Origin of the sequence: Micromonospora sp. NPDC049081 (assembly GCF_040648835.1) — a bacterium.
Taxonomy (GTDB): Bacteria; Actinomycetota; Actinomycetes; order Mycobacteriales; family Micromonosporaceae; genus Micromonospora; species Micromonospora antibiotica.
The window spans coordinates 133,257-154,776 of the sequence record NZ_JBEZEK010000004.1; the positions used below are offsets into that span (position 1 = coordinate 133,257).

General features: G+C 72.6%; 15 protein-coding genes. 4 read left to right on the forward strand and 11 right to left on the reverse strand.

Going from position 1 to position 21,520, the window contains the following annotated elements:
• Nucleotides 1–60: 60 nt before the first annotated feature.
• Genes AB0B63_RS09335 through AB0B63_RS09345 form a run of 3 tightly spaced genes read left to right on the forward strand, consistent with a single transcriptional unit; the run spans nucleotide 61 to nucleotide 3,450 of the window.
• Entirely contained in the window at nucleotides 61–996 is a 936-nt protein-coding gene (locus AB0B63_RS09335) for a hypothetical protein (RefSeq protein WP_357016239.1), read from the forward strand.
• Nucleotides 989–1,879, forward strand: a complete 891-nt coding sequence (locus tag AB0B63_RS09340; protein ID WP_208566672.1) for a sulfotransferase — start codon at nucleotides 989–991, stop codon at nucleotides 1,877–1,879. Before AB0B63_RS09335 ends, AB0B63_RS09340 begins: the two co-directional genes overlap by 8 nt.
• Nucleotides 1,876–3,450, forward strand: a complete 1,575-nt coding sequence (locus AB0B63_RS09345; protein ID WP_357016241.1) for a hypothetical protein — start codon at nucleotides 1,876–1,878, stop codon at nucleotides 3,448–3,450. The genes AB0B63_RS09340 and AB0B63_RS09345 overlap by 4 nt, the downstream gene beginning before the upstream one ends.
• Nucleotides 3,451–3,680: 230 nt before the next feature.
• On the opposite strand, the gene AB0B63_RS09350 is transcribed toward AB0B63_RS09345, so the two are convergent.
• From AB0B63_RS09350 to AB0B63_RS09400, 11 genes are all read right to left on the reverse strand, one after another.
• Entirely contained in the window at nucleotides 3,681–4,526 is an 846-nt protein-coding gene (locus tag AB0B63_RS09350) for a sulfotransferase (protein ID WP_357016243.1), read from the reverse strand.
• A complete protein-coding gene (locus AB0B63_RS09355) occupies nucleotides 4,523–6,136 on the reverse strand; it encodes a flippase (RefSeq protein ID WP_357016245.1) in 1,614 nt (537 codons plus the stop codon). Before AB0B63_RS09355 ends, AB0B63_RS09350 begins: the two co-directional genes overlap by 4 nt.
• A 6-nt stretch (nucleotides 6,137–6,142) precedes the next feature.
• Nucleotides 6,143–7,219, reverse strand: coding sequence for a Wzz/FepE/Etk N-terminal domain-containing protein (locus AB0B63_RS09360; RefSeq protein WP_208566678.1), 1,077 nt, complete (start codon nucleotides 7,217–7,219; stop codon nucleotides 6,143–6,145).
• 11 nt (nucleotides 7,220–7,230) lie between these two features.
• Nucleotides 7,231–8,730 carry an O-antigen ligase family protein gene (locus AB0B63_RS09365; protein WP_208566679.1) on the reverse strand — a complete coding sequence of 500 codons (1,500 nt, stop codon included), beginning with the start codon at nucleotides 8,728–8,730 and terminating at the stop codon, nucleotides 7,231–7,233.
• Nucleotides 8,731–8,794: 64 nt separating this feature from the next.
• Nucleotides 8,795–10,021, reverse strand: coding sequence for a glycosyltransferase family 4 protein (locus AB0B63_RS09370; RefSeq protein WP_357016249.1), 1,227 nt, complete (start codon nucleotides 10,019–10,021; stop codon nucleotides 8,795–8,797).
• 305 nt (nucleotides 10,022–10,326) lie between these two features.
• Nucleotides 10,327–13,545, reverse strand: coding sequence for a ThuA domain-containing protein (locus AB0B63_RS09375; RefSeq protein WP_357016252.1), 3,219 nt, complete (start codon nucleotides 13,543–13,545; stop codon nucleotides 10,327–10,329).
• A 444-nt stretch (nucleotides 13,546–13,989) separates the two neighbouring features.
• Nucleotides 13,990–15,102: a sugar phosphate isomerase/epimerase gene (locus AB0B63_RS09380; RefSeq protein WP_307799121.1), complete on the reverse strand. Its 1,113-nt coding sequence runs from the start codon at nucleotides 15,100–15,102 to the stop codon at nucleotides 13,990–13,992.
• A gap of 474 nt (nucleotides 15,103–15,576) precedes the next feature.
• Nucleotides 15,577–16,155: a TlpA disulfide reductase family protein gene (locus AB0B63_RS09385; RefSeq protein WP_208566682.1), complete on the reverse strand. Its 579-nt coding sequence runs from the start codon at nucleotides 16,153–16,155 to the stop codon at nucleotides 15,577–15,579.
• Nucleotides 16,152–16,622, reverse strand: coding sequence for a hypothetical protein (locus AB0B63_RS09390; RefSeq protein ID WP_357016257.1), 471 nt, complete (start codon nucleotides 16,620–16,622; stop codon nucleotides 16,152–16,154). The genes AB0B63_RS09385 and AB0B63_RS09390 overlap by 4 nt, the downstream gene beginning before the upstream one ends.
• Nucleotides 16,623–16,698: 76 nt before the next feature.
• The gene (locus AB0B63_RS09395; protein ID WP_357016260.1) at nucleotides 16,699–18,744 is read right to left on the reverse strand and encodes a M6 family metalloprotease domain-containing protein; all 2,046 of its coding nucleotides are present in this window, start codon (nucleotides 18,742–18,744) and stop codon (nucleotides 16,699–16,701) included.
• A 273-nt stretch (nucleotides 18,745–19,017) separates the two neighbouring features.
• Entirely contained in the window at nucleotides 19,018–19,935 is a 918-nt protein-coding gene (locus tag AB0B63_RS09400; RefSeq protein WP_357016263.1) for a dihydrodipicolinate synthase family protein, read from the reverse strand.
• Nucleotides 19,936–20,158: 223 nt separating this feature from the next.
• Between AB0B63_RS09400 and AB0B63_RS09405 the strand changes: the two genes are divergently transcribed.
• A complete protein-coding gene (locus tag AB0B63_RS09405) occupies nucleotides 20,159–21,391 on the forward strand; it encodes a helix-turn-helix domain-containing protein (RefSeq protein ID WP_357016266.1) in 1,233 nt (410 codons plus the stop codon).
• Nucleotides 21,392–21,520 lie beyond the last annotated feature (129 nt).

A 21,520-nucleotide genomic window follows, 5' to 3' on the forward strand; every position in this document is an offset into this window, starting at 1 on the left:
CCGCGATGATCTGCCGGTACCGTGTGCCCCACCCCGCCCGACGTGCCCGAGGAGGACCCGGTGCCCCACCCCGACGAACCTTCGGCGCTGGCGTACACCGCCCGTCGGGTCCGCCGGCACCTGCGCTGGGCGCGTACCGAGGGCATCCGGCGACTGGTCGAGGAGGACCGGCTCGACCCGGTCGACCGGGCCCGCACCGCCCTGGCCAAGTGGCGATGGCGCCGGACCCATCCCGGGCCGCCCGGCCGGGCCGTCCCGGTCTACCTGGTGGGCCTGCAACGCTCCGGCACCAACATGCTGACCCGGGGGTTGGACGCCGACCCGTCGGTGGAGGTCCGCAACGAGAACGACCGGGTGGTGTTCCGCCGTTTCCGGCTGCGCCCCGACCCGGTGCTGACCGCCGTCATCCGGCGCAGCCGGCACCGGTACGTGCTGGTCAAGCCGCTGTGCGACACGCACCGGGTGGACGAGCTGCTCGACCTGCGCGGGGTCGCGCCGGGGCGGGCGCTGTGGGCGTACCGGGACGTCGACGACCGGGCCCGCTCCGAGGTGGCGAAGTTCGGTGACGCCAACCTGCGGGCGTTGCGGGCGATCGCCGACGGCACCATCGGGGACCGCTGGCAGGGGCAACGCCTGGACCCGTCGACGCGGGAGCTGGTCGCCGGCTTCGACCACGACCGGATGACCCCGCACACCGCCGCCGCCCTGTTCTGGTACGTCCGCAACTCGCTGTTCTTCTCGCTGGGCCTGGCCGACCGCCCGGACACCCTGCTCTGCTCGTACGACGCGCTGGTCGCCGACCCGGCCGGGTACACCCGACGGTTGTGCGCCTTCCTCGACCTGCCGTACGACCCGGTGCTGCACGCGCACGTCGGCGTCCGCAGCCCGGCGCGGCCCCGGCTGGACATCGACCCCCGGGTACGGGCGCTGTGCACCGAGCTGACCGGCCGGTTGGACGCGTCGGCCGGCCGACCCGAGGCGGTGGAGCATGGCTGACCCCACCGACCCGGCCCCGCACACCGCACCGGACCCGCAGGCCCGGCCCGCACGGACGGCCGACCCCGCACCGGGCCCGCAGGCCCGGCCCGCGCCGGACGCGGCAGCCGGGGCGGGGCGGCCGCAGGGGCCGATCTTCCTGGTCGGGTGCCAACGGTCCGGCACCACGATGCTGCGGCTGGTGCTCGACTCGCACTCCCGGGTCAGCTGCGGCCCGGAGACCCGGTTCCTGGCCGACATGCAACGCATCGTCGGGCGGGACTGGGAGCGGCTGTCCCGCTTCGGGTTCCCCCGCGATTACTGGCTGGGCCGCATCGCCGACTTCTTCGGCGGCATCCAGGCCGACTACGCCCGCTCCCGGGGCAAGACCCGCTGGGCCGACAAGACCCCGCTGTACGCGCTCTCCATCGACTTCCTGGCCGAGGTCTTCCCCGACGCGCAGTTCGTGCACGTCGTGCGGGACGGCCGGGACGTGGTGGTGTCGCACCGCAAACGGTTCGGCTACTGGTCGGCGGTCAAGTGCGTGGTGAAATGGCCGCGCTACATCCGGATCGCCCGCGCCGCCGGGGCCCGGCTGCCGGCCGACCGCTACCACGAACTGCGCTACGAGGAGACGGTCACCGACCCGGAGAAGGCCATGCGTGGCCTGTTCGAGTTCCTCGGCGAACCCTGGGAGGCTGGCGTGCTCGACTACGACGGCAAGCAGCACGACGTGGCGGGCAAGTACACCGCCGAGGCGGAGCGACGGCGGGCCGCCGCCGGCACCGACGCCCCGATCTACGGTTCCCGGGTCGGCACCTACCGCCGGGAGCTGGACCCCTTCCTGCGGGTGCTGGTCCGGGTCTTCTCCGGTGCCACCCTGCGCGAACTGGGCTACCGGTGAACCGCCGGGACGGGTCGCCGGGGCAGCAGGCGGCCGGACCACCGGCGACCGGCCGGGCCGGGTCGTCGGCACACCGTCGGGCCGGGGCGGCGGTGGCCCGTCGGGCCGGGCGGCGGACGCTGATCGCCGGTGCGCTGCTGTTCGCCCTGGTCGCCGGGGCGGCCTGTTCGGACGATCCAGCTCCTGCACCCCGGCCCGCCCCCTCGGTGACCGGGCCGTCGGCCGGTGCCAGCGGTACGCCGCTGCCGGCGGGTGCGCCGGTCCGCAACCCGTTCGGCGCGCACTGGGACTTCTCCCGGCACGACCAGTTCGTGCCCTACCTGGAGAAGCTCACCGGCTCGACGACGTACCACGAGCTCAGCTGGTGTGACATCGAGAAGACGCAGGGCAGCCCGGACTTCGCGGCGGTGGACCAGATCGCCGAACGCAGCCGCAAGCTCGGCATCACCCTGCACCTGAAGATCCGTACCGGGGTGTGCTGGGCGACCGGCGGGACGGCGAAGTTCACCCGGGGCCAGGCCAACAAGACCGAGTCGGCGATGCCGACGGACCTCGCCGCCTACCAGAACTTCGTCCGCACGCTGGTGCAGCGGTACGCCCCGTACGGCGTCGGCGAGTACGCCATCGAGAACGAGGTCAACGCGCAGCAGTACTGGGCGGGCAGCCCGGAGGACTACCGCCGGCTGGTCACCGCCGCCGCCGAGGCGATCCGGTCGGCCGACCCGAAGGCCAAGGTGGTCGACTCGGGCATGAGCAGCGTCGCGTACGGGATGGGGGTCGCCGACCGGTTGCTGCGCGCCGGGCAACCCGACCAGGCCGTCGCCGCGTACCAGGCGTACTTCCAGCGGCGGATCGGCACCCGGGGGCGGCTGATCCCGGCGGTGAACGACCCGACGGCGTTGCGCACGGCGTTGGACAACGCGCAGAACTCCCGCAACCTGGCCTACCTCGCGGTCACCGAGAAACTGCTCGACGACCGGGTGGTCGACGTCCGGCAACTGCACTTCTACGAGCACTTCTCCGGGGTGCCGGCGCTGCTGGACTACCTGCGGGCCGAGACGCCGTCCGGTGTCCCCGTGCAGGCGTGGGAGGTCGGCCAGTTCTGGAAGGACGGCGGCGACGACGCCGCGGCCCGGGGTGACGAGATGGTCAAGGTGGTCAGCATGCTGGTCGCCGGGGGCATCCACGAGGTGCTCTGGTTGCCGCTGGCGTACAACCCGAACAACCGGGCCGGTGCGGAGGTCCGCTACGGGCTGCTCGACCCGGACGGCACCCAACGGCAGGCCGGCGCGATGATGGCCGCCCTGGCGGCGGCGGCCCGGGACGCGACCGTCGAGCCGGTGAACGGCAAGGGCCTGACCGGGGTGGCGTTCCGGCGGGGCAAGGAGAGCACCCTGGTGGTCTGGTCGACCTCCAACGGCACCGTGTCGTTGCCGGCCACGGGCGGGGTGACCGGGGGGCCGGTCGGTGCCGACCCGACCGCCCGCACCGGTGCGCTGCCGATCGGCCCGAGCCCGGTGCTGGTGCGGGCGCAGGGTGACCCGGCCAGCGTCCTCGCCCCGATCCGCTGACCGGCTCCCCACCGCACCCGGTCCGATGGTAGGTGCGGTGGGGCCCCGGCCGGTGTTCTCGGGGGGCGGGCGGTGTGCGGCGGGCGCGGGTGAGTCCGGTGGACTCCCATGATCACAGTGCGATTTTGCGCACTGTCCTCGGCGTGTCGTCTACCTAATCGCCATCTGTTCATGGTCCCGCACGTTGGCGCAGCGGCGTTCACCCCGGCGACGGGGCGTGGCCCGCTCGCTCACCAGGTACGGGGCCAGCCGAGCAGGTCGGCGAGGCGGGCGTTGTGCGGGGCGAACCCGGCGGCCAGCTCGGCCCGTAACGCCGGGGTGAGCTGGGACGGGCCGGTGTCCGCCCGGCGGGTGTGCCGGGCGAACTCCGCCGGGGTGAACGGGGCCAGCCCGAGGAAGCGCAGCACCCCCGCGTAGGTGGTGGCCGGGTCGGCGTACAGGTCCTCGCTGCGGATCACGTGCAGCCGGTCGGCGGGCAGGTGGGCGTACCAACGGTCGAGCTGTTCGGCGTAGCGGCCCCGGGCGGCGTAGGAGAAGTTACGCAACGCGTGGTGCGCCGCCGGGGTGTCCGGCCCGTCGGCCAGCGCCCCGGCCAGCCGCCCTGACTCGGCGGCCAGCGCCTCGGCGAAGCCCAACGGCTCCAGCCCGTACGAGCGGGTGTGCAGGTAGTGCGAGTAGGCCCGCTCGACCGGGTCGCGCAGCAGCGCCACGAACCGGGCATCGGGCAGCGTCGCCGCCACCCGGGCCGGCACGCTGGGGTGGAACAGGTAGTAGGGGCTGGCCTCGAAGCTGCGCCGGCCCGGGGCGGCCGGCGGGAAGTGCGCCCGGTACCAGCGGGCCCCCCGCCCGAAGTGCAGGCTGAAGAACTGGAGCTCCTTGCCGGTGGCGGCCCGCACGTCGGGATGCGCGGCGAGGTAGTGGTGCAGCGAGGTGGTGCCGCACCGCTGCCCGCCGATGATCAGGAAGTCGGGCAGTGCGCCGACCCGGCCGGGCCGCGCCGCCCGCGCCCAGGCGCGGGTGCCGCGTACCACCCGACGGAGCCGGTCCACGGCGACCCGGCGCGGCCCCGCGCTCACCGCGACACCGCCCGGCCGGAGGTGTCCCGGCCACCCCCGCCCACCCCGGAGGGGGGCGGACTGTCGTCGGACGGGACGCCGCCCGGGACGTCCCCGGCGGCGGTGTCGGGCGGGACGCCGCGACGGCGGCGGGCCAGGGTGCGCAGCACCATCAGATCCTCCCGGCTGAGCCCCAGCGCCAGCACCGTCCCCAGGTAGACGGCGACGATCGCGGTCAGCCCGGCGACCGGCCGCCACGGCCAGCCCGGCACCAGCCAACGCACCAGCAGCCCGGCGGCCAGCGCGGCGGCCCCGGCGGCGAGCCCCTTGGCCATCCCGACGGTGAACGGCAACGCGCCGGTCAGGTGGCGGACCTGCACCACCCGGGCGATGTTGACCACGATCAGCGAGGCGCTCCACGCCGCCGCCGCGCCGACGATCCCGTACGCGGGGATGAGCCACAGGTTGAGCAGCACGTTGAGCACCAGGGCGACCAGGTTGTCGGCCATGTTGAGGGCCACCCGGCCGGACATGTTCAACACCGTCCCGCACGGCCCGGTGGCCGCGTTGACGAGCTGGCCGAGGGCGAGGATCACGGTCACCGCCGCACCGGTGGCGACCTCGCCGCCGAAGACGCGCAGCAGGTCACCGGGGAGGACCAGCAGCGCCACGAACGCCGGCAGCGACAGCCGCACCACCCAGCCGGTGGCCACCGCGTAGACCCGGCGGACGTCGTCGAGGTCCCCCCGGTGGTAGAGGTGCGCCAGGTACGGGCCGAACGCCGCGTTGACCGGCGCGAGGACGAAGATGGCCACGGTGACCAGCCGGGTGGCGACGTTGTAGACGCCGATCTCCGGGTTGGCGAAGAAACCGAGCAGCAGGGTGTCGACCCAGATCAGCCCGGTCGACGACAGCGACGACACCCAACTGACCGTGGAGAAGCGGAACAGCTCCCCCGGCTGGTGCACCGGGCGGGCCGGCGGCACCCGGCGCACCAGCCGGGCCAGCGCCAGCAGGGCGAGCAGGGCGGCCGACCAGCCGGCCACCACCAGCGCCCAGAACGCCCCGGTCAACCCGGCCCCGACGACCAGGGCGAGCACGGTGAGCAGCAGCCGGGTGCCCGGCTCGTAGAGCTGACCGATGAAGGTGTACGGCCGCTGGGTGCGCCAGCCCCGGGTCGCCGCCAGCGCCGCCTCACAGATCGTCGACGCGGGCAGGGTCAGCGCGACCAGTCGTAGGCCGGTGACCAGTCCCGGGTCGTGGAGCCGGTCGGCGAGCCACGGTGCCCCCCAGGCCAGGGCCCCGGCGAGGACGACCGACGAGCCGGCGGAGACGGCCAGCCCCAACCGGACGGTGCCACGCAGTGCCGGGGCGTTGTCGTCGGCCAGGTGCACCGCCACGAACCGGGTCAGCCCGGCCCGGAACCCGGACAGCGACAGCAGCCCGGCCAGCGACAGCACCGCGTAGCACTGGGCGTACCGGCCGACCTCCCGGATGCCCAGCACCCGGGCCAGCAGCAGCATGACCAGGAAGACCGCTGCCTGGCTGAGCAGGGCACCGAGCAGGTTGAGACCGCCACCCCGGGCCATCCCCCGCACGTGCTGGTCGCCCCGGGTGGACGCTTCGGTCACCCCGGCCTACCGGCGGCGGGAGTGCTGCTCGGGCACGGTCGCCGTCACCGCCGGCAGCACCACCGTGTCGTCACTGCTGCGCCGCCCACCGGTCGGGGCCGGGGTGGCCCGGCCGACGGCCGCCGGTCGTCCGGCCCGACGGCTGCGCGCCAGCCACTCCAGCACCGCCACCAGCAGCACGGCCAGCAGCAGGCCGGCACCGGACACTGGCAGCACCAGTGCGACCAGCGCCTTCATCCGGGACACCGGCTGCGCCTCGCCGACGCTGGTCACCTTGTCGGGGTCGGCCGCCTGGGACTGGGCGCGGGCCTGTTGCAGGCCCTGCCGGGCCGAGGCCAGCGCACTGGTGGCGCTGTCCCGCTGGGCGATCAACGCCTGGTAGTCGGGCAGCTTCGGGCCGAGTTCGTCGAGCCGCTTCTGCCCGGCGCTGATCGAGTCGGCGGCGGCGTCGGCGCCCCGGCTGTTGCCGACCGCCTGCATCTGCAACTGCTGCTGCCGCAGGCTGGCGATCTCCTGCAGCGTCGACTGGTAGAGCTTGTCCGGCTGGCTGACCTTGTTGGTCTTCTCCCAGTCGTTGATCGCCCGGGTGGCGCCGGTCAGCTCGTCGGTGGCCGCCTTCACCTCGTCGGTGGCGATGTTGACCTGGCTGGTGAACAGGAACGCCAGGGCGCGCTTGCCGGTGGCGGTGAGCACCGGGGCGACCGTGGACCGGTCGTCGGCGGTGTAGGTCACGGTGAGCTGGCTGCTCGCGCCGACCTGCTTGACCGCCAGGCCGTCGCGCAGCGCGTCGGCGGGGACCCCGGTGTCGGCGGCCACCTGGTCGACCACCTGCGGGGAGGTGACCGCCGCGGCGAAGGCCGCCGCGAACTGGTTGGCGGCCTGGGTGCCGGTGTACTGCTGGGCGGCGCTACCGCCGACCAGCGCGGGCGCGGCGACGTAGGAGGTGGCGGCGTACTGCTGCGGGCCGAGCAGGACGATCGACGCGGCTGCCGCCCCGGCGACCAGCGGAATGCCCACCAGCAGCCAGAGTCGACGCCGCGCGACCCGCAGATAGTCGACGATCTCCACCCTGGTGCTCCCCACTGCTTGATCCTTCATCGGTTGGTCCGGCCGGTCGTCACCGGTCGGGGCGTCGCCGGCCGGGCCAGGTCGTCCGGTAGCCCGCGGGCGACCGCGCCGGCTGCCGCGGCGAACGCCGCGAAATACCACAGGGTGACCACGTTCGAGATCACGTTGGACGCGGCGCTGACCGCGACGAAGGCGACCGCGCAGCCCAGGAAGCCGATCGCGATGCCCCGGCCGAGCGTGCCCGGTGGGGCCCGGCGCAGCGCGTTCAGCCCGGTGTGCAGGCACAGCGCCATCATCGCCAGGTACGCCAGCAGCCCGGCCAGCCCGGTCTCCACGTACGCGCGCAGGAAGTCGTTGTGCGGCTTCTTCGCCTCGTCGGCCTCGAACTTCGTCATGTTGGGGCCGATCCCGGTGACCGGGTTGCGGTTGGCCAGCGACACGATCTCCGACCAGTAGCCGACCCGCCAGGCGAGGGTGTTGCCGGTAGGGCCGCCGCCCACGGCGCTGCTGTCGGCGAGTTGCCCGAAGCGGTGCGCCACGCTCGGCAGCAGGGCCACCCCGGCCACCGTGACCAGGCAGAGCGCCACCAGCATCCGCCGGCTGCGGTGCAGCACCGCGACCACCAGCAGGCCCAGCCCCGCACCCAGGATGGCGCTGCGGGTGTTGGTGAGCAGCAGGAACAGCAGCGACGCGGCGAGCAGCACGCCGAGGCCGAGGCGCAGTCGGCGGCTCAGGTAGCGGTGGATGCCGAACCCGAAGATCACCATGAACATCAGGTAGCGGCCGAACGTGGTGGACTGGCTGAACGGGCCGCTGATCCGGGTGAAGTCCCCCTTGACCTCGGCCGGCGGGTGGCCGAGCAGGGACAGCACTGCGGTGTAACCGACTGCCAGCGCCAACGAGACGTACGCGGCGAGCAGCACCCGGCGGACCGCCGGCAGGTCCGGCATGAGCTGTTCCAGGACGACGAACATCACCACCACGGTGCCGATCCGCAGCGCCTCCAGGGCGCTGGGCACCGGCTGCGCGGCACCGGCGGCGCTGACCAGGCAGGTGGCCCCGACCAGCAGCATCGCCACGCCGAGCGGGGAGCCGCGCAGCCGGCCGTGCTGCCGCAGTTGGGCGGCGAGCCAGAGGCCGGCGGCGAGTAGGAACAGCACCGCCAGGATCGTCGAGGGGTCCATCGTGCGGGTCGCCCCGGCACCGTCGGCCCGGCCGGCCGTCGGGCCGCTGAGCTTGAACAGGTCGACGCAGGACCGGACCGCCAGCATCAGCAGCACGTACGCCGAGAAGCGGGTCAGCGCGAGCGCGCCGACGGCCAGCCCGGCGAGGATCACCAGGGGCAGCACGGCGGCGATCCGGCCGCCCCCGGTCACGGCCAGCCCGGCGCCGACCGCCACCACGGCGCAGAGCAGCGCCGCGCCGCCGGTCAGCAGGCGGGTGGTCCGGTCACCGGCGGACCACCCGCGGGGTCGCCCACCGGGCAGGCCGAGGTCGCCCTCCGTGCCGTGTCGCTGTCCGTCCACCGCTCGCCGACCACTCGTTTCCAGGGAACTGTTGCCGGTCGCCGCCGACGGCCGGGAGAACGGCCTAATCTAACGGGCGACGCGATCGGGGGACATGGGCCGTTACGTCGGCCGTGGGCGACCCAACGTCCGGTTCCTCGGGGCGGGGGGCGCGCAGGGCCAGCGAGAAGTAGAGTTTTTCCAGCTCGCGGGCTGCCGCGTCCCAGCTGTACTCGGCCATGACCCGGTCGCGCAGCAGCGCGGCACCGGCCCGTTCGGCCGGTACGTCGGCGGTCACCGTGGCCAACGCCCGCAGCAGGTCGTCGGCGTCGCCGTCACGGAACAGCCGGTGCCCCGGGCCGTCGTGGGCCAACACCTCACGGTGGGGTTCGATGTCGCTGGCCACCACCGGCAACCCGTACGAGGCCGCCTCCAGCAGGGTCAGCGGCAGCCCCTCCAGGCGGGACGGCTGCACGAAGGCCGCCGCGTGTGAGTACAGCTCGGCGAGCACGTCGCCGTAGACGAAGTCGGTGAACACGATGCGCGGGTCGTCACCGGCGGCCTGCCGCAGCCCGGCGACGTACTCGTCGGTGAAGGACGAACCGCCGACGATGGCCAGCCGCAGGTCGGTCGGCAGCCGCCGGAACGCCCGGACGAGCAGGTCGGCGGCCTTCTCCGGGACGAGCCGACCAACCAGCAGCAGGTAGCCACCGGGGCGCAGGCCGAACCGGGACAGCTCCCGGGGCGGCCGGTGGGTGGGGGTGGCCACCCCGTTGGGGATGTAGCGGGCCGGCCGGCCGAACCTGCTGGTGTAGTGCGCCGCCAGCCCCTGCGACACGGTCACCCGGGCGTCCGGCAGGTGTCCGCTGAGCCGGTACGCGGTGCCGAGCACCGCCCGCGCCGCCCGGCCCCACTTGTCGCGCTGGTTGTCCAGCCCGTGCACGGTGAGCACCACCCGGGCCCGGGAGGCGTAGCGGGCCAGCGGCGCGGTCAGCACCGGGCCGAGACCGTGGTAGTGCACGATGTCGGGGCGCTCGGTCAGCGCCGCCAGGGTCGAGGTGGCCGAGTGCACGATGGCGTCGAGGTGCTTGCTGGGCACGGTGCGGGCCCGCCGCAACCGGATGCCCCGGTGCCGGGTCGTCTCCACCGCGCCGTAGCTGTCCCGGCAGTAGACGGTGATCTCGTGGCCGAGCCCGGCCAGCCGACTGGCCATCTCCTCCACGTGCCGTTCGATCCCCCCGTAGGTGGCCGGCACGCCCTTCTGGCCGATCATCGCCACCCGCAGCGGACGCCAGCCCGGCGGGCAGGTCACGGTCGGCCCCGAACGGTCGGGGCGGAGTTGCTCTCCCCGATCGGCGGCTTCGTCACGCAACGGCACTGTCCCCCCTCGTTTCTGCTCCTCACCGGGTTGGTGGCGCTGTCCCCGGCGCACGGGACGCTAGATCATCGACGATCGGCCGGCCACTGGCCGGTCAGTCAGACCTGGCCGGACACCGGTGGTGTCCGACCTGGTCGGACACCACCGGTGTCCGGCCGGTCGACCGCCGGTGACCACCCGGCACCGATACGACGCCGGGAGGACGGAGTCTCCGTCCTCCCGGCGACCGGAGGGTGACGTCAGGAGGTCGGGCCGCCGAACTCCACCCAGTTGAGGTTGAACAGGCTGGTCGTGGGTCCGCCGGAGACGGGCTTGAAGACCAGGTAGAGCGCGTGGGTGCCGGCGGCCTGGCTGACCGGGAAGGTCTGGCTGGCCCAGGCGCTGGTGCCGGTGGTCGCGTTGAGCGTCGCGCTGGTCACCAGCGCACCGGTCGGCGAGTCGAGCCGCAGCTCGACGATGCCGCGCGGGGTTCCGACGGTGGCCGTGGAGCCACCGGCGTACCGGAAGGTGATCTTGTCGATCCCGCCCAGGTTGATCGGGTCGAGCGCGATGTGGTCACCGTTGTCGATGCCGGCCACGTGCTGGCCGCCACCGGCGTCGGTGGTGTTGGCCAGGGTGACGCCCTGCTGGACCTGGGCGAACTCGGCCTGCTGCCGGAAGGTCTGCAGGACGATCTGGTCGAGCGAGGACAGCGCCGGCTGGCCGTTGGCGCCCTTGTCGGTGTAGGTGGCGCTGATCGCGCCGTACAGGTAACCACCGGCGTGGTCGGCGCCGTCGGCCGGGGTCTCGAACGAGCCGGAGCAGCCGTTGGCGTCGCTCATGCCGTGGCCGTGGGTGTCGTGGCCGAGCACGAACGAGACCGTGACCCGGCTGCAGTCGATCGGGCCGTCCTCGGGGTCGGTCACGGTGACCGTCCACGGCACGGTGTCACCCCAGTTGAAGAACGTGCCGGACAGCGGCGAGGTGACCTTCACGGTGGGCGCGGTGTTGCCCACGGTGATCTCGCGGGTGAGCACCGCCGTCTTGCCGCTGGTGTCGGTGACCGTCAGCTTGGCGGTGAACACCCCGACGGTGGTGTAGGTGTGCGACGCGTCCCGCTGGGTCGAGTCGGTGCTGCCGTTGCCGTCGAAGTCCCAGGCGTAGGTGATGGTCTCGCCCGGGTCCGCGTCGTAGGAGCCCTCGGCGGAGAACTGCACGGTCAGCGGCGCCGCACCCGAGGTGGGGCTGGCCTTCAGTTCGGCCACCGGTGCGCGGGTGCCCTTGGCGTAGCGGATCACCGACAGCGCGGCGTCCGGGTTGGCCCGGAAGAAGCCGTCGCCGTACTCCAGCAGGTAGAGGCTGCCGTCCGGGCCGAACTCCATGTCCATCGGGTTGTCGAAGACGAAGCCCGGCAGGAACTGCTCCACCCCGACCAGCTTGCCGCTGCCGTTGGTGCGCATCATGTAGATCTTGTCCCGGGTGAACTCCCCGAAGACCACCGCGTCGTTGTAGTACTCCGGGAACTTGGTCTCGGAGGCCAGCGCGGCGTCGTACTTGTAGACCGGGCCGCCCATCGGGCCGACGCCCCCGGTGCCGAGCACCGGCCACTGGAACTCACAGGTGCCCGGTGGGGTGCTCAGGTACGCCTCGGCGCAGGTGGTGGTGGCCCGGAAGGTGTAGTTGAGCTGCGGGTCCTGCACCGGCGGGAGGACCCGACGGCCGGTGTTGCGCGGCGAGTCGTTCACCGGCGCGGCGCAGTTGAACGCACCCTTGGACTGCTTGGTGACGAAGTCGTAGTCGATGTACGGCAGGGTCGGCGAGTAGCAGTAGGGCCAGCCGTAGTTGCCTGCCTTGTTGGCGGCGATCCACCGCCCGGTGCCCTCCGGCCCCCGGGCCGCGTTCGGCACCTGCGAGTCCGGCGAGTAGTCACCGATGTAGACGAAGCCCCGCGAGTCCACGTCGAAGCGGAACGGGTTGCGCAGGCCCATCAGGAAGATCTCCGGGCGGGTCTTGTCGTCGCGGTCCTCGGCCTCGGGGAAGAGGTTGCCGGCCGGGACGCTGTACGACCCGTCCGCCTTCACCTTGATCCGCAGCACCTTGCCCCGCAGGTCGTTGGTGTTGCCGGCGGAACGCTGCGCGTCGTAGCCCGGCCCCTGGGTCGGCGACTCGTTGATCGGGGTGAAGCCGTCCGAGCCACCGGCGTTGGTGTCGTCGCCGGTGACCAGGTAGAGCAGCCCCTTGCCGTCGAACTTGATCTCACCGGCGACGTGGCAGCAGACACCCCGGTCGGTGTCGACCTTCATGATCTTCTGCTCGCTGGCCAGGTCCAGGTGCGGGGTCGGCTCCTCCACCCACTTGAACCGGGAGAGCTGGTTGTGCCCCTTGTAGGCGTCCCACGCGCTCGGGTCGGTGCTGGTCACCGGCGCGTCGGTGATGGGGGTGTCGAGCTTCGGCGCGTAGTAGACGTAGACCCACTTGTCGGTGGCGAAGTCCGGGCCGACGGTGACCGACTGGAGGCCGTCCTCGTCGTGCTGGTACACCGGGAGGGTGGTGATGACCGGGCTCGCGCCGGTCTTCGGGTCGTACAGCCGGATCTCGCCGGCCCGGGTGTTGTGCAGCACCCGACCGTCGGGCAGGACCGACAGGGTCATCGGCTCGCCCGGCTCGTCGTTGAGGATGACCTTCTCGTAGTTGGCCTTGACCGTCGCACCGCAGTCGCCCTGGACCATGCCGGCCGACCACTGGATCGCGCCGAGCAGGTGCTTGCGGAACGCCCCGTTGGCGTACGTGTCGGCGGAGTCGCCGAGTCCGGTGTAGAACGACCGGCCGCCCTGGAAGTCCTTGCACCAGGAGATCGGGTGGTCGAAGCCCATGGTGCCGCCGGTGAAGGACTTCTCGTCCACGGTGGCCAGCACGTGGGCGGTGCCCCGGACGTTGGTGGTGAAGTTGTACCACTGGTCGTTGAGGGTGAGCTGCCGGGCGAGCGGCTTGCTCGCCGGGTGCGCCCGGTCGGCCACGTCGATGGTCGCCGACCCGCTCGACGCCGTACCGGCCACGGTGGTGCCGACGATGTCGCGGTAGAACGTCCACGATGGTTCGGCCTCGACCGCGGCGTGCACGCCGAGGTAGCCACCACCGTTGCGGATATAGCGCTCGAAGGCCGCCTCCTGGCCGCCGTTGAGCACGTCGCCCGTGGTGTTGAGGAAGACGACCGCGCCGTAGCTGGCCAGGTTGTCGTCGGAGAAGGCGGTCGCGTTCTGGGTGACGTCGACGGTGAAGCCGTTGCCGTTGCCCAGGGTGCGGATCGCGTTGACGCCCTTGTCGATCGACGGGTGACGCTCACCGTCGGTCTTGGTGAACACCAGGACGCTGGTCTGGTCCTGGGCCGGCTGGGCCAACGCCGGGGCGGTCGCGGCGAGCGGGACGACGATCCCGACCCCTGCGATCGCGGCGAGCCATCGGTGTACCGATCTTGCCATCTGGTTCCTCCGGTGGGGGACGATGTGCTACCTGCTCCGGGCGGGTGCCGGGGCCACCCGGGGTGTCGTGGTGCTGCGCCTGGCTCTCCGGTGGGGCGGGACGACGCCGTCCCTGCCCCGGGATGGTTCGCCGACCGGTGAGCTGCCGCACGGTCCGGGGGCACGGCCCGTGCTGCGGGCACGGGGCATCGCGGCCCGGGGTACGGGTCGGAAGAGGTGACGTGGTGGCGGGCGGGGCCTGCGGGGGCGTACCGCCCGGGGACCGTGCCGACATCCTGCCCGGGTCTGCCGGGGCGGGGTCGGGGCGTGGCGGTCGGAAGGCGACGGCGTCCGGGCGGTGGCGGTCGCGTCAGAGGACGCGACCGCCACCCGGGAGCCGCCGACGGTGGTGCGAACCGCCGGTCGGTGCCCAGCTGCGGCCGGTAACCGGCCGTCGGGGGGCGGTCAGTCGTTGCGGTAGATGGTCAGGTCGGCCATGTTGGCGTAGCTGAGCCGGGCGAAGTCCAGCGACTGGCCCGGGTTGGCGGCACCGCCGGGGGCGGTGTCCATCTCCCAGTTGGCGTGGTGGAACTCGGACTCGCCGATGGTCTCGAAGAACTGCTGGAAGTTGATGTCGCCCTCACCGAGCGGGATCATCTCGTAGCCGTTGGCCAGCGTGCTGTTGCGGTTGCCGTCCTTGGCGTGGAACAGCGGGAACCGCTTGGTACGCCGGGCCACGTTGAGGATCGGGTCGAACAGCGAGGTCTTCTGCTGGCCGGCCGAGTTGGTGTACTTGGTGTGCTTGAACCGGGCCACGTACGCCCAGTAGATGTCGCACTCGAAGTAGACGTACTTCGGGTCGGTCTTGGCGAAGAAGTACTCCAGCCGGCGCACGCCGGAGGAGCGGGTCGGCTTGCCGTTGGCGTCCAGCGGGCCGCTGTCGAGCAGGAACGAGTAGGCCACGTCGTGGTTGTGGGTGTAGAGACGCATCTTGCGTTCCTTGGCCTGCCGGCCCAGCTCGTTCCACAGGTCGGCGGCGGCGTCCCAGTCGGCCTGGTAGGCGCTGTTGGTCGGGTCGCTGCCGGTGCCGATGTTCTTCATGCCGAGTTCCTCGGCGATGTCGAGCTGCTGCTGGAAGGTGGCCGCGTTGATCGACGTGTGGGTGCCGTTGGCGACGAGGCCGTTGTCGTCCAGGATCTTGCGGATCTCGGTCGGGGTGATCTGCCGGCCCAGGATCGAGGTGTGCTGGTTGTAGCCGGCGAACTCGATCTCCTTGTAGCCCATCTCGGCCAGGCTGGCGAGCACCCGCTCGAAGCCGTAGGGCACGCCGCTGTCGTCGGGGGCGGCGGAGATCCGGTCCCGGACGCTGTAGAGGATGATGCCGCGGTTCTGCGTCGGGATGAGCGGGTCGACCCGCCACTTGCCGTCCGCGCGGGCCGGGCCCTTGGTCTGGAGCACCGGCAGTCCGGCCGCGCCGAGGACGGCGGCGGCGCCGGCCGACGCGGCGAGCAGCCGACGACGGGTGACCTGGGCACGGTACTGCGGGTCGGCGGCCAAACGGCGTTGTTCCTCGTTCACAATTTCCACCTTTCGAGGGTGGCCCTGCGGCCACGGAGACGTGCGAGTCCTGCTGGGAGGGTCGGTAAGGACCTGCGCCGCCGAATACGCGTGGCCCGGTGGATGACTGGTCGATCAAGGGGGGATGTCAGCCGTGTTACGTCCGTGAACCGGACACTAACGGTGGCTGACGGCTAAAGATAGACCTCGAACGGAGAAACTTTTGCTCGCCTAAACAAAAGTTCTCGATGGTCGGAGACCCTGCCCGAACGGCCGCCCAGACCCGACTCCCCGGTCGATTCCCCGACCCCCACCAGCGCGAACAGCGGCGGCGCCCCGGAGGCGGGCAGGCGGACACGGTGCGGGGCACGGTGTCGACCCCACCATCGAATCGACACCGTGCCCGACGCGTCTCGACACCGTGCCCGACGCGTCGCCGCGGACCGCTGCGGCACCGGCCGGCGTGCCGCTCCCCCGAGCGGGTGACCCGGCCCGCTATCCGGAACCGGCCAGCACCAGCTCCCCGATCCGCTGCTCCAGCGCCGCCGCGTCCAACCCGCCCGGCCAGCCCCGCAGCAACGCACCGCCCTTGGCGACCAGCACGACGGCCGGTGGCTCCCGCACCGCGTACGACCGCCAGACGGTCTGCTGCTCGTCGACCACGACCGGGTACTCCACCCGGTGCGTACGTAGGTAGTCCTGCAACTCGTCGGCCTGGTCCGCGCCGGCCACCCCGACGAAGACCACCCGGTCCCGGTGGCGGCGGGCCAGCTCGCTCAGCGCGTCCTGCCGGGCGACGCAGGTGGTGCACCAGGAACTGAAGAAGGTGAACACCACCGGCCGGTCCGCCCACAGCCCGGCGGCGGTGAGCGGGGTGCCGTCGGTGAGCGCACCGGTGAACGCGGGGGCGGCCGGGGCGGTGCCGGGGGGCGGGCGCAACGCCAGGTCGGCGGGGACCGGACCGGGCAACGTGGACGCGCCCCCGGCGAGCACCGGCGCGGTCTCCGCGGTCGGCCCCGCGGAGCAGCCGGCCAGCAGCAGCACCGCCAGCAGCGCCGCGAGCAGCCGCCTCATGCCGGCACCACCGCCACCAGTGCCGGCCCCTCGCTGCTGTCCGGGGTCAGCTCCAGCGCGGGCCGGCCGGCCACCTCCAGCCGGTACCCGGCCCGCTGCGGCACCTGCACCGGCACCGCGAACTCGCAGTAGGTCGGCACCCGTTCCACCTCGAGGTCCTCGGCGAACGCGGCCACCGCCGTGCCCGCCGGCAGGGTCCCGGTGACCAGGGCCGCCCCGTCGGGGTCGAGCACCCGGAACGGCGCCCGGTGGTGGAAGTAGAGGTACGGCCCGGTGCCGGCGCAGTCCACACCCTCGGCCCGGATGTTGATGTCACGGACCAGGACCCGGACGGTGATCGGGGTGACCGCCTCCGGTCCGCCGTCGGTGCCGGCACAGCCGGTCGCCCCGGCCAGCAGCGTCACCCCGGCCGACAGCAGGGTCAGCAGCGCGCCGGTGCCGCGCCGGGCACCCGTGGACAGCCGCACGTCGTCTCCTCCCACCCGTGCGTCGGGTCCGGGGCGGCGTGTGTCGCCCCGGACCCGACGCGACGATCGATCCCGGTCAGGACTTCTCCACCCGGCACTGCTTCGTCACGGTCTTCGACGGGTCGCTCTCCGAGGTCGCGGTGAGCTTGACGAAACCGGTGTCCGCGGCGGCGGCGGTGGCCCCCACCGACACCCGGACGGTGGTGGACTTGCCGAACTGGGCGGTGGCCAGCGGGTTGGGCAGCCAGGTCCGCCAGCCCTTGCCGGCCACCTCGGCCGAGAGCCGGTAGACGTCCGACTTGAGGTACGCGGTCACGTCCTCCGGGTGCTGCTGCCCACCGGCCGAGTACGCGCCGGTGTTGGTCAGCTCGAACGAGCAGGTCACACCCCGGTTCGTCGGCTTGCCGGTGCTGGTCACCTCACCCTTGCCCAGCGTCACGCCGTGGCTGCTCGGCCCCCCGGTGCCGTCCAGCGACCGCACCGCCACCGTGTACGACAGCGAGCCGTTGGCGTCCCGCTTGAGGTCGATGACGTAGAAGTGCAGCCGGTTGGCCTCGTCGACGTACTCGTACTGACTGCCGGTGTCCGCCCCGGCGTGGAACAGCGCGTCGGAGAGCTGCCGGTAGTCACCCATGGTGATCTTCTGCGGGGTGCCGTCCGGCCGGTAGAAGTCGATCATGTCGATGTCCTGCGGGTTGGCGTCCACCACCCACTGGAACGGCGCGCTGTCGGCGTTCTTGGTCTTGCTCAGCAGCACGCCCCGGTCCGGGGTGAACGAGTCCGCGCCCATCCGGTCGACGACCTCGACGGTGTAGTTGTTGAAGCTGCCGCCGTCGCACAGCGGGTTCGTGGCGACCGTGCAGGCCGGCGAGAGGTCCTTGTTCAGGGCGATGTTCACGCCGGTCAGCCCCTTCGGGCCGGCGTCGACCGCGCGGGCGGTCACCTGGGCGGTGACCATTCCGGACGAGGCCAGCGCCTCCCGGGACAGCCGCAGCACGTGCTCCTCACCGAGCAGGCCGATCTTGAGCTTGTCCCGCACCGTGTGCAACGACCCCATCGAGCCACCGTTGGTCGGCGGGATCTGCCAGCGGGTGTGCGGGCCACCGGGTCCGTTGAACGAGCCCCGCGACATCATGCTCCAGATGCCGGTGTACGCCCGGCGTAACGGCTCGCCGTACGGGTTGTTGTAGTTGTCGCCGATGCCGAGCAGGTGGGTCAACTCGTGGGCGTACACCCCCATGCCGGAGCTCTCCCCCTGGGTGGACGAGCCGGAGCCGGCGTTGGGCCACAGGGTCGCCGCCGCCTTCCAGGACGTCCACTCGACGTAGCGGGTCTTGGCCCAGTTCGGCAGGTTGGGGTCCGGCGGGCCCCAGGAGTCCGGCACGTCCTCCTTGTTCTGGAAGATCATCTGCCCGAACTCCTGCCAGGTGGACGACTCGTCCTGCCCGGCGCTGAGGATGAAGACCAGCTCGTACTGGTTGGCGACCTCGTCACCGACCGCCGCCCGCCACGCGCCCAGCCCGTCGGTGCGGATGTTCTTGTTGCAGGCGTCCCCGGCCGGGCAGGCACCGGGGTTGAAGCTGTTGTCCAGCCCGTACTGGTAGGACTTCGCCGGCAGCTGGTACGGCCCGAACCCGGCCAGGTCCACGCCGTAGCGCCCGTTGGAGTCCTGCATCCAGTACTCGTGCAGGGTGTGCCCCTTGTTCAGGGTGTTCGGGGTGTTGAGGAAGTCCTGGTAGAACTTCGGCACGTCGGCGCGGGGGATGTTGGCCGCGACCGACTGGGGGTTGCCGAAGACCGTCGAGCGGGCCCGTTGGGACACCGCGAACGTCTGGTCCGGATAGTCGAGCGCGACCAGGGCGATCTTGAAGTTGCGGATCGCGCCCCGCACGCTCGGGTCGGCCCAGTTCTTACCCGGCACCGCCTGGTAGTCGTCCCAGGTCATGGTGTCGGGGTTCTGCCAGGCCTGCGGGTCGAGGACCTGGAACGGTGCGGTGCCGCCGGCCGGATTGGCCGGGGCCGCGGCGGCCTGCGCCGCGCCGGTCACCACCAGCGTGCCGGCCAGGACCGCGGCCAGCACGGAACGCCTCAGTCGGGGTTTGTTGCGGGTAACACGGTGCACAGGTTCACCTCTCGTCGGGAGGGACACGGCGTCCGGTCCGGTGTCGGCGGGGGGTGGCTGCCGGGGCACCTGTCACTGGGCCGCGCAGCGAATCTAGGAGGACGGGCCGGGGCCGGTCACCGTGCAGATGTCGGCAGGTGGACCGGCCGCTTCCGACACCTGAAGGACCCGCGTCGGGTCACGGCGGGCCACCAGCGTCCGCCGGGGCCTCCCCGACCCGTCCGGTCCACCCGCCCGGCCCGCCCGTCGACCGGCCCCGCCGGCCGGGGTGGTTCACCGGGGACGACCGTCGACGACCGGATCGACGGTGACCGACAGGGCCCGGACCAGGTCCCGTCGCAGCCGGGCGACGGCCGGCGGCGGCAGCGGACCGCGCGGCGGGCGGCACCGGCCGCCGAACCGTCCGGCGCAGTCCATCGCCAGCTTGATGGCCTGCACCGCCTCCGGCCGGGAGCCCCAACCGAATGCCGGGTGCAGCTCGGCGTAGAGCGGCAACGCCCGGGCCAGATCCCCGGCGACACAGAGGTCGTAGAGCCGCAGGGCCTGCCGGGGCAGCGCGTTGGACAGGCCGGAGACCCAGCCCCGGGCCCCGCACAGCACCAGTTCGAGCAGCACGTCGTCCGCGCCGGCCAGCACGTCCACGTGCGGGCAGAGGTCCCTGATCCGGTGCACCCGCCGCACGTCACCGGAGAACTCCTCGACCGCGACGATCCCGTCGGTCTCGGCGACCCGGGCGAGCAGCTCCGGCGTCAGGTCGACCCGGGTGTCGTACGGGTCGTTGTGGGCCACCACCGGCAGGCCGACGGCGGTCACCTCCCGGTAGTGGGCGACCACGTCGGCGTCGCCTGCGGGGTAGCCGTCCGGGGGTGGGGCGAGCACCCCGGCGGCCCCGGCGGCGGCGGCCTGCTCCGCCCAACGGCGGGACTGCCGGCTGCCGTACCCGCCGACGCCGGGCAGCACCGCGCAGCCGGGTGGCGCGGCCTGCACCGTCGCCCGTACCACGTCGGCCCGCTCGTCGTCGGACAGCGCCCGGTACTCCCCCACCGACGCACACGGCGTCACCCCGTGGCAGCCCGCCTCGGCGAGCCACCGCACGTGCTCCTGGAGCCGGTCGAAGTCGACGCCGAGGTCGTCGCGCAACGGCGTGGTGATGGCGACCAGCACCCCCCGCCAGGGCCTACCAGCTGTCACTCGGGCGTTCCCTCCTACGCGCCGGCGGCCCGCTGCCCACCGCAGGTGGAACCCTACGATCGTCGATCGTCGTGGCTCTTCGGACAATTGCCGGAACAGTCGCCGTGGGGGCCGTCCTTTTGTCGGTATATCCGCGGTGGACCTTGCGCACAGGCCCACCGGCCGCACAGGGTAGGGCACCGGCTGTCGCACCCCCTGCCGCGCAGCCAACCAGGGGAGATCCATGCACGGTGAGCTTCAGCGCATAGTCGACGCCGTCGCCGCCCGGGTGGGGCGTCCCGCCCTCATCGAGGACCGGCGGCAGCGGGTGGTCGTCTACAGCGAACACGACGGGCCGATGGACGAGGTACGCCGGATGTCGATCCTGCGCCGGCAGACCACCCCGGAGGTGATCGCCTGGTTCCGCCGGATGGGTGTGCTCACCGCCCGCGAGCCGGTGCGTACCCCCGCCGACGTGGCCCTCGACCTGCTCCCCCGGGTCTGCGTGCCGATCTGGCACGACGACCTGCTGCTCGGTTTCGTCTGGTTCATCGACGACGACGGGTCGATGACCGACGCGGACATCGCCACCGCGACCGGTGCCTTCACCGACCTGTCGCTGGCCCTCTACCGGGAGAACCTGCTCGGTGAGCTGGCCTCGCAGCGGGAGTCCGAGGCCACCCGGACCCTGCTGGTGGAGAGCCCGCAGGCCCGTGCGCACGCCGTGCGTGCCCTGCTGGAGGAGGGCACGGTCGCCGGTGACGGCACGACCACGGCGGTGGTGGCCCAACTCGCCCCCGTCACCGGGCGGCACCCCGACGAGATGGCCCGGATCGCGCTGGAACAGGCACTGGTGGCGACCCGCCGGTGGCTCGGCGTACGCGAGTCGCTGCACATGGTCTGGCCCGACCACGGGGTGCTGCTGATCTGCGGTGGTCGGATCGCCGGCCGGCCCACCCCGGAAATCGCCGCCGGGCACCTCGACGAGGCGCTGGGGCAGGCGACCCGGGGGCTGTCCTCGGTGGAGCGCACGGTGACCGGCATCGGTCAGTCCCGCCCGGGGCTGGCCGACGCGGTGCAGTCGTACCGGGAGGCGGTGCAGGCGGCCCGGGTCGGTGTCCAACTGCCGGCGCTCGGCCGGGTGGTCTCCTGGGCCGGCCTGGGCATCTACCGGGTGTTGTCGCAGCTGGACGCGCGGCACCTCGACGTCGCCGGGGTGCACCCCGGGTTGGAGCGGCTGCTGCGCGACGACGCCCACCAGGTGCTGCTGGAGACCCTGGAGGCCTACCTCGACCTGGCCGGCAACGCCCACGCCACGGCCGAGAAGCTGCGGCTGCACCGGACCACCCTCTACTACCGGCTGCAACGCGTCGAGCAGCTCGCCGACACCGACCTCAAGGACGGCAACGAACGGTTGTGCCTGCACCTGGCGATGAAGCTGGGCCGGCTCACCGGCCACTACCGCACCCCGTCCTGACCGTGCCGGCCGCCCGGCGACCGTCGGGACAGGACACCCGCACCGCCGCACTGTGACAGCCCGTGTCCGGCCGGACAGATCATTGACAGATCCGAGCGGGTACGGCCAGGATGGGCGCACCGATCGGCA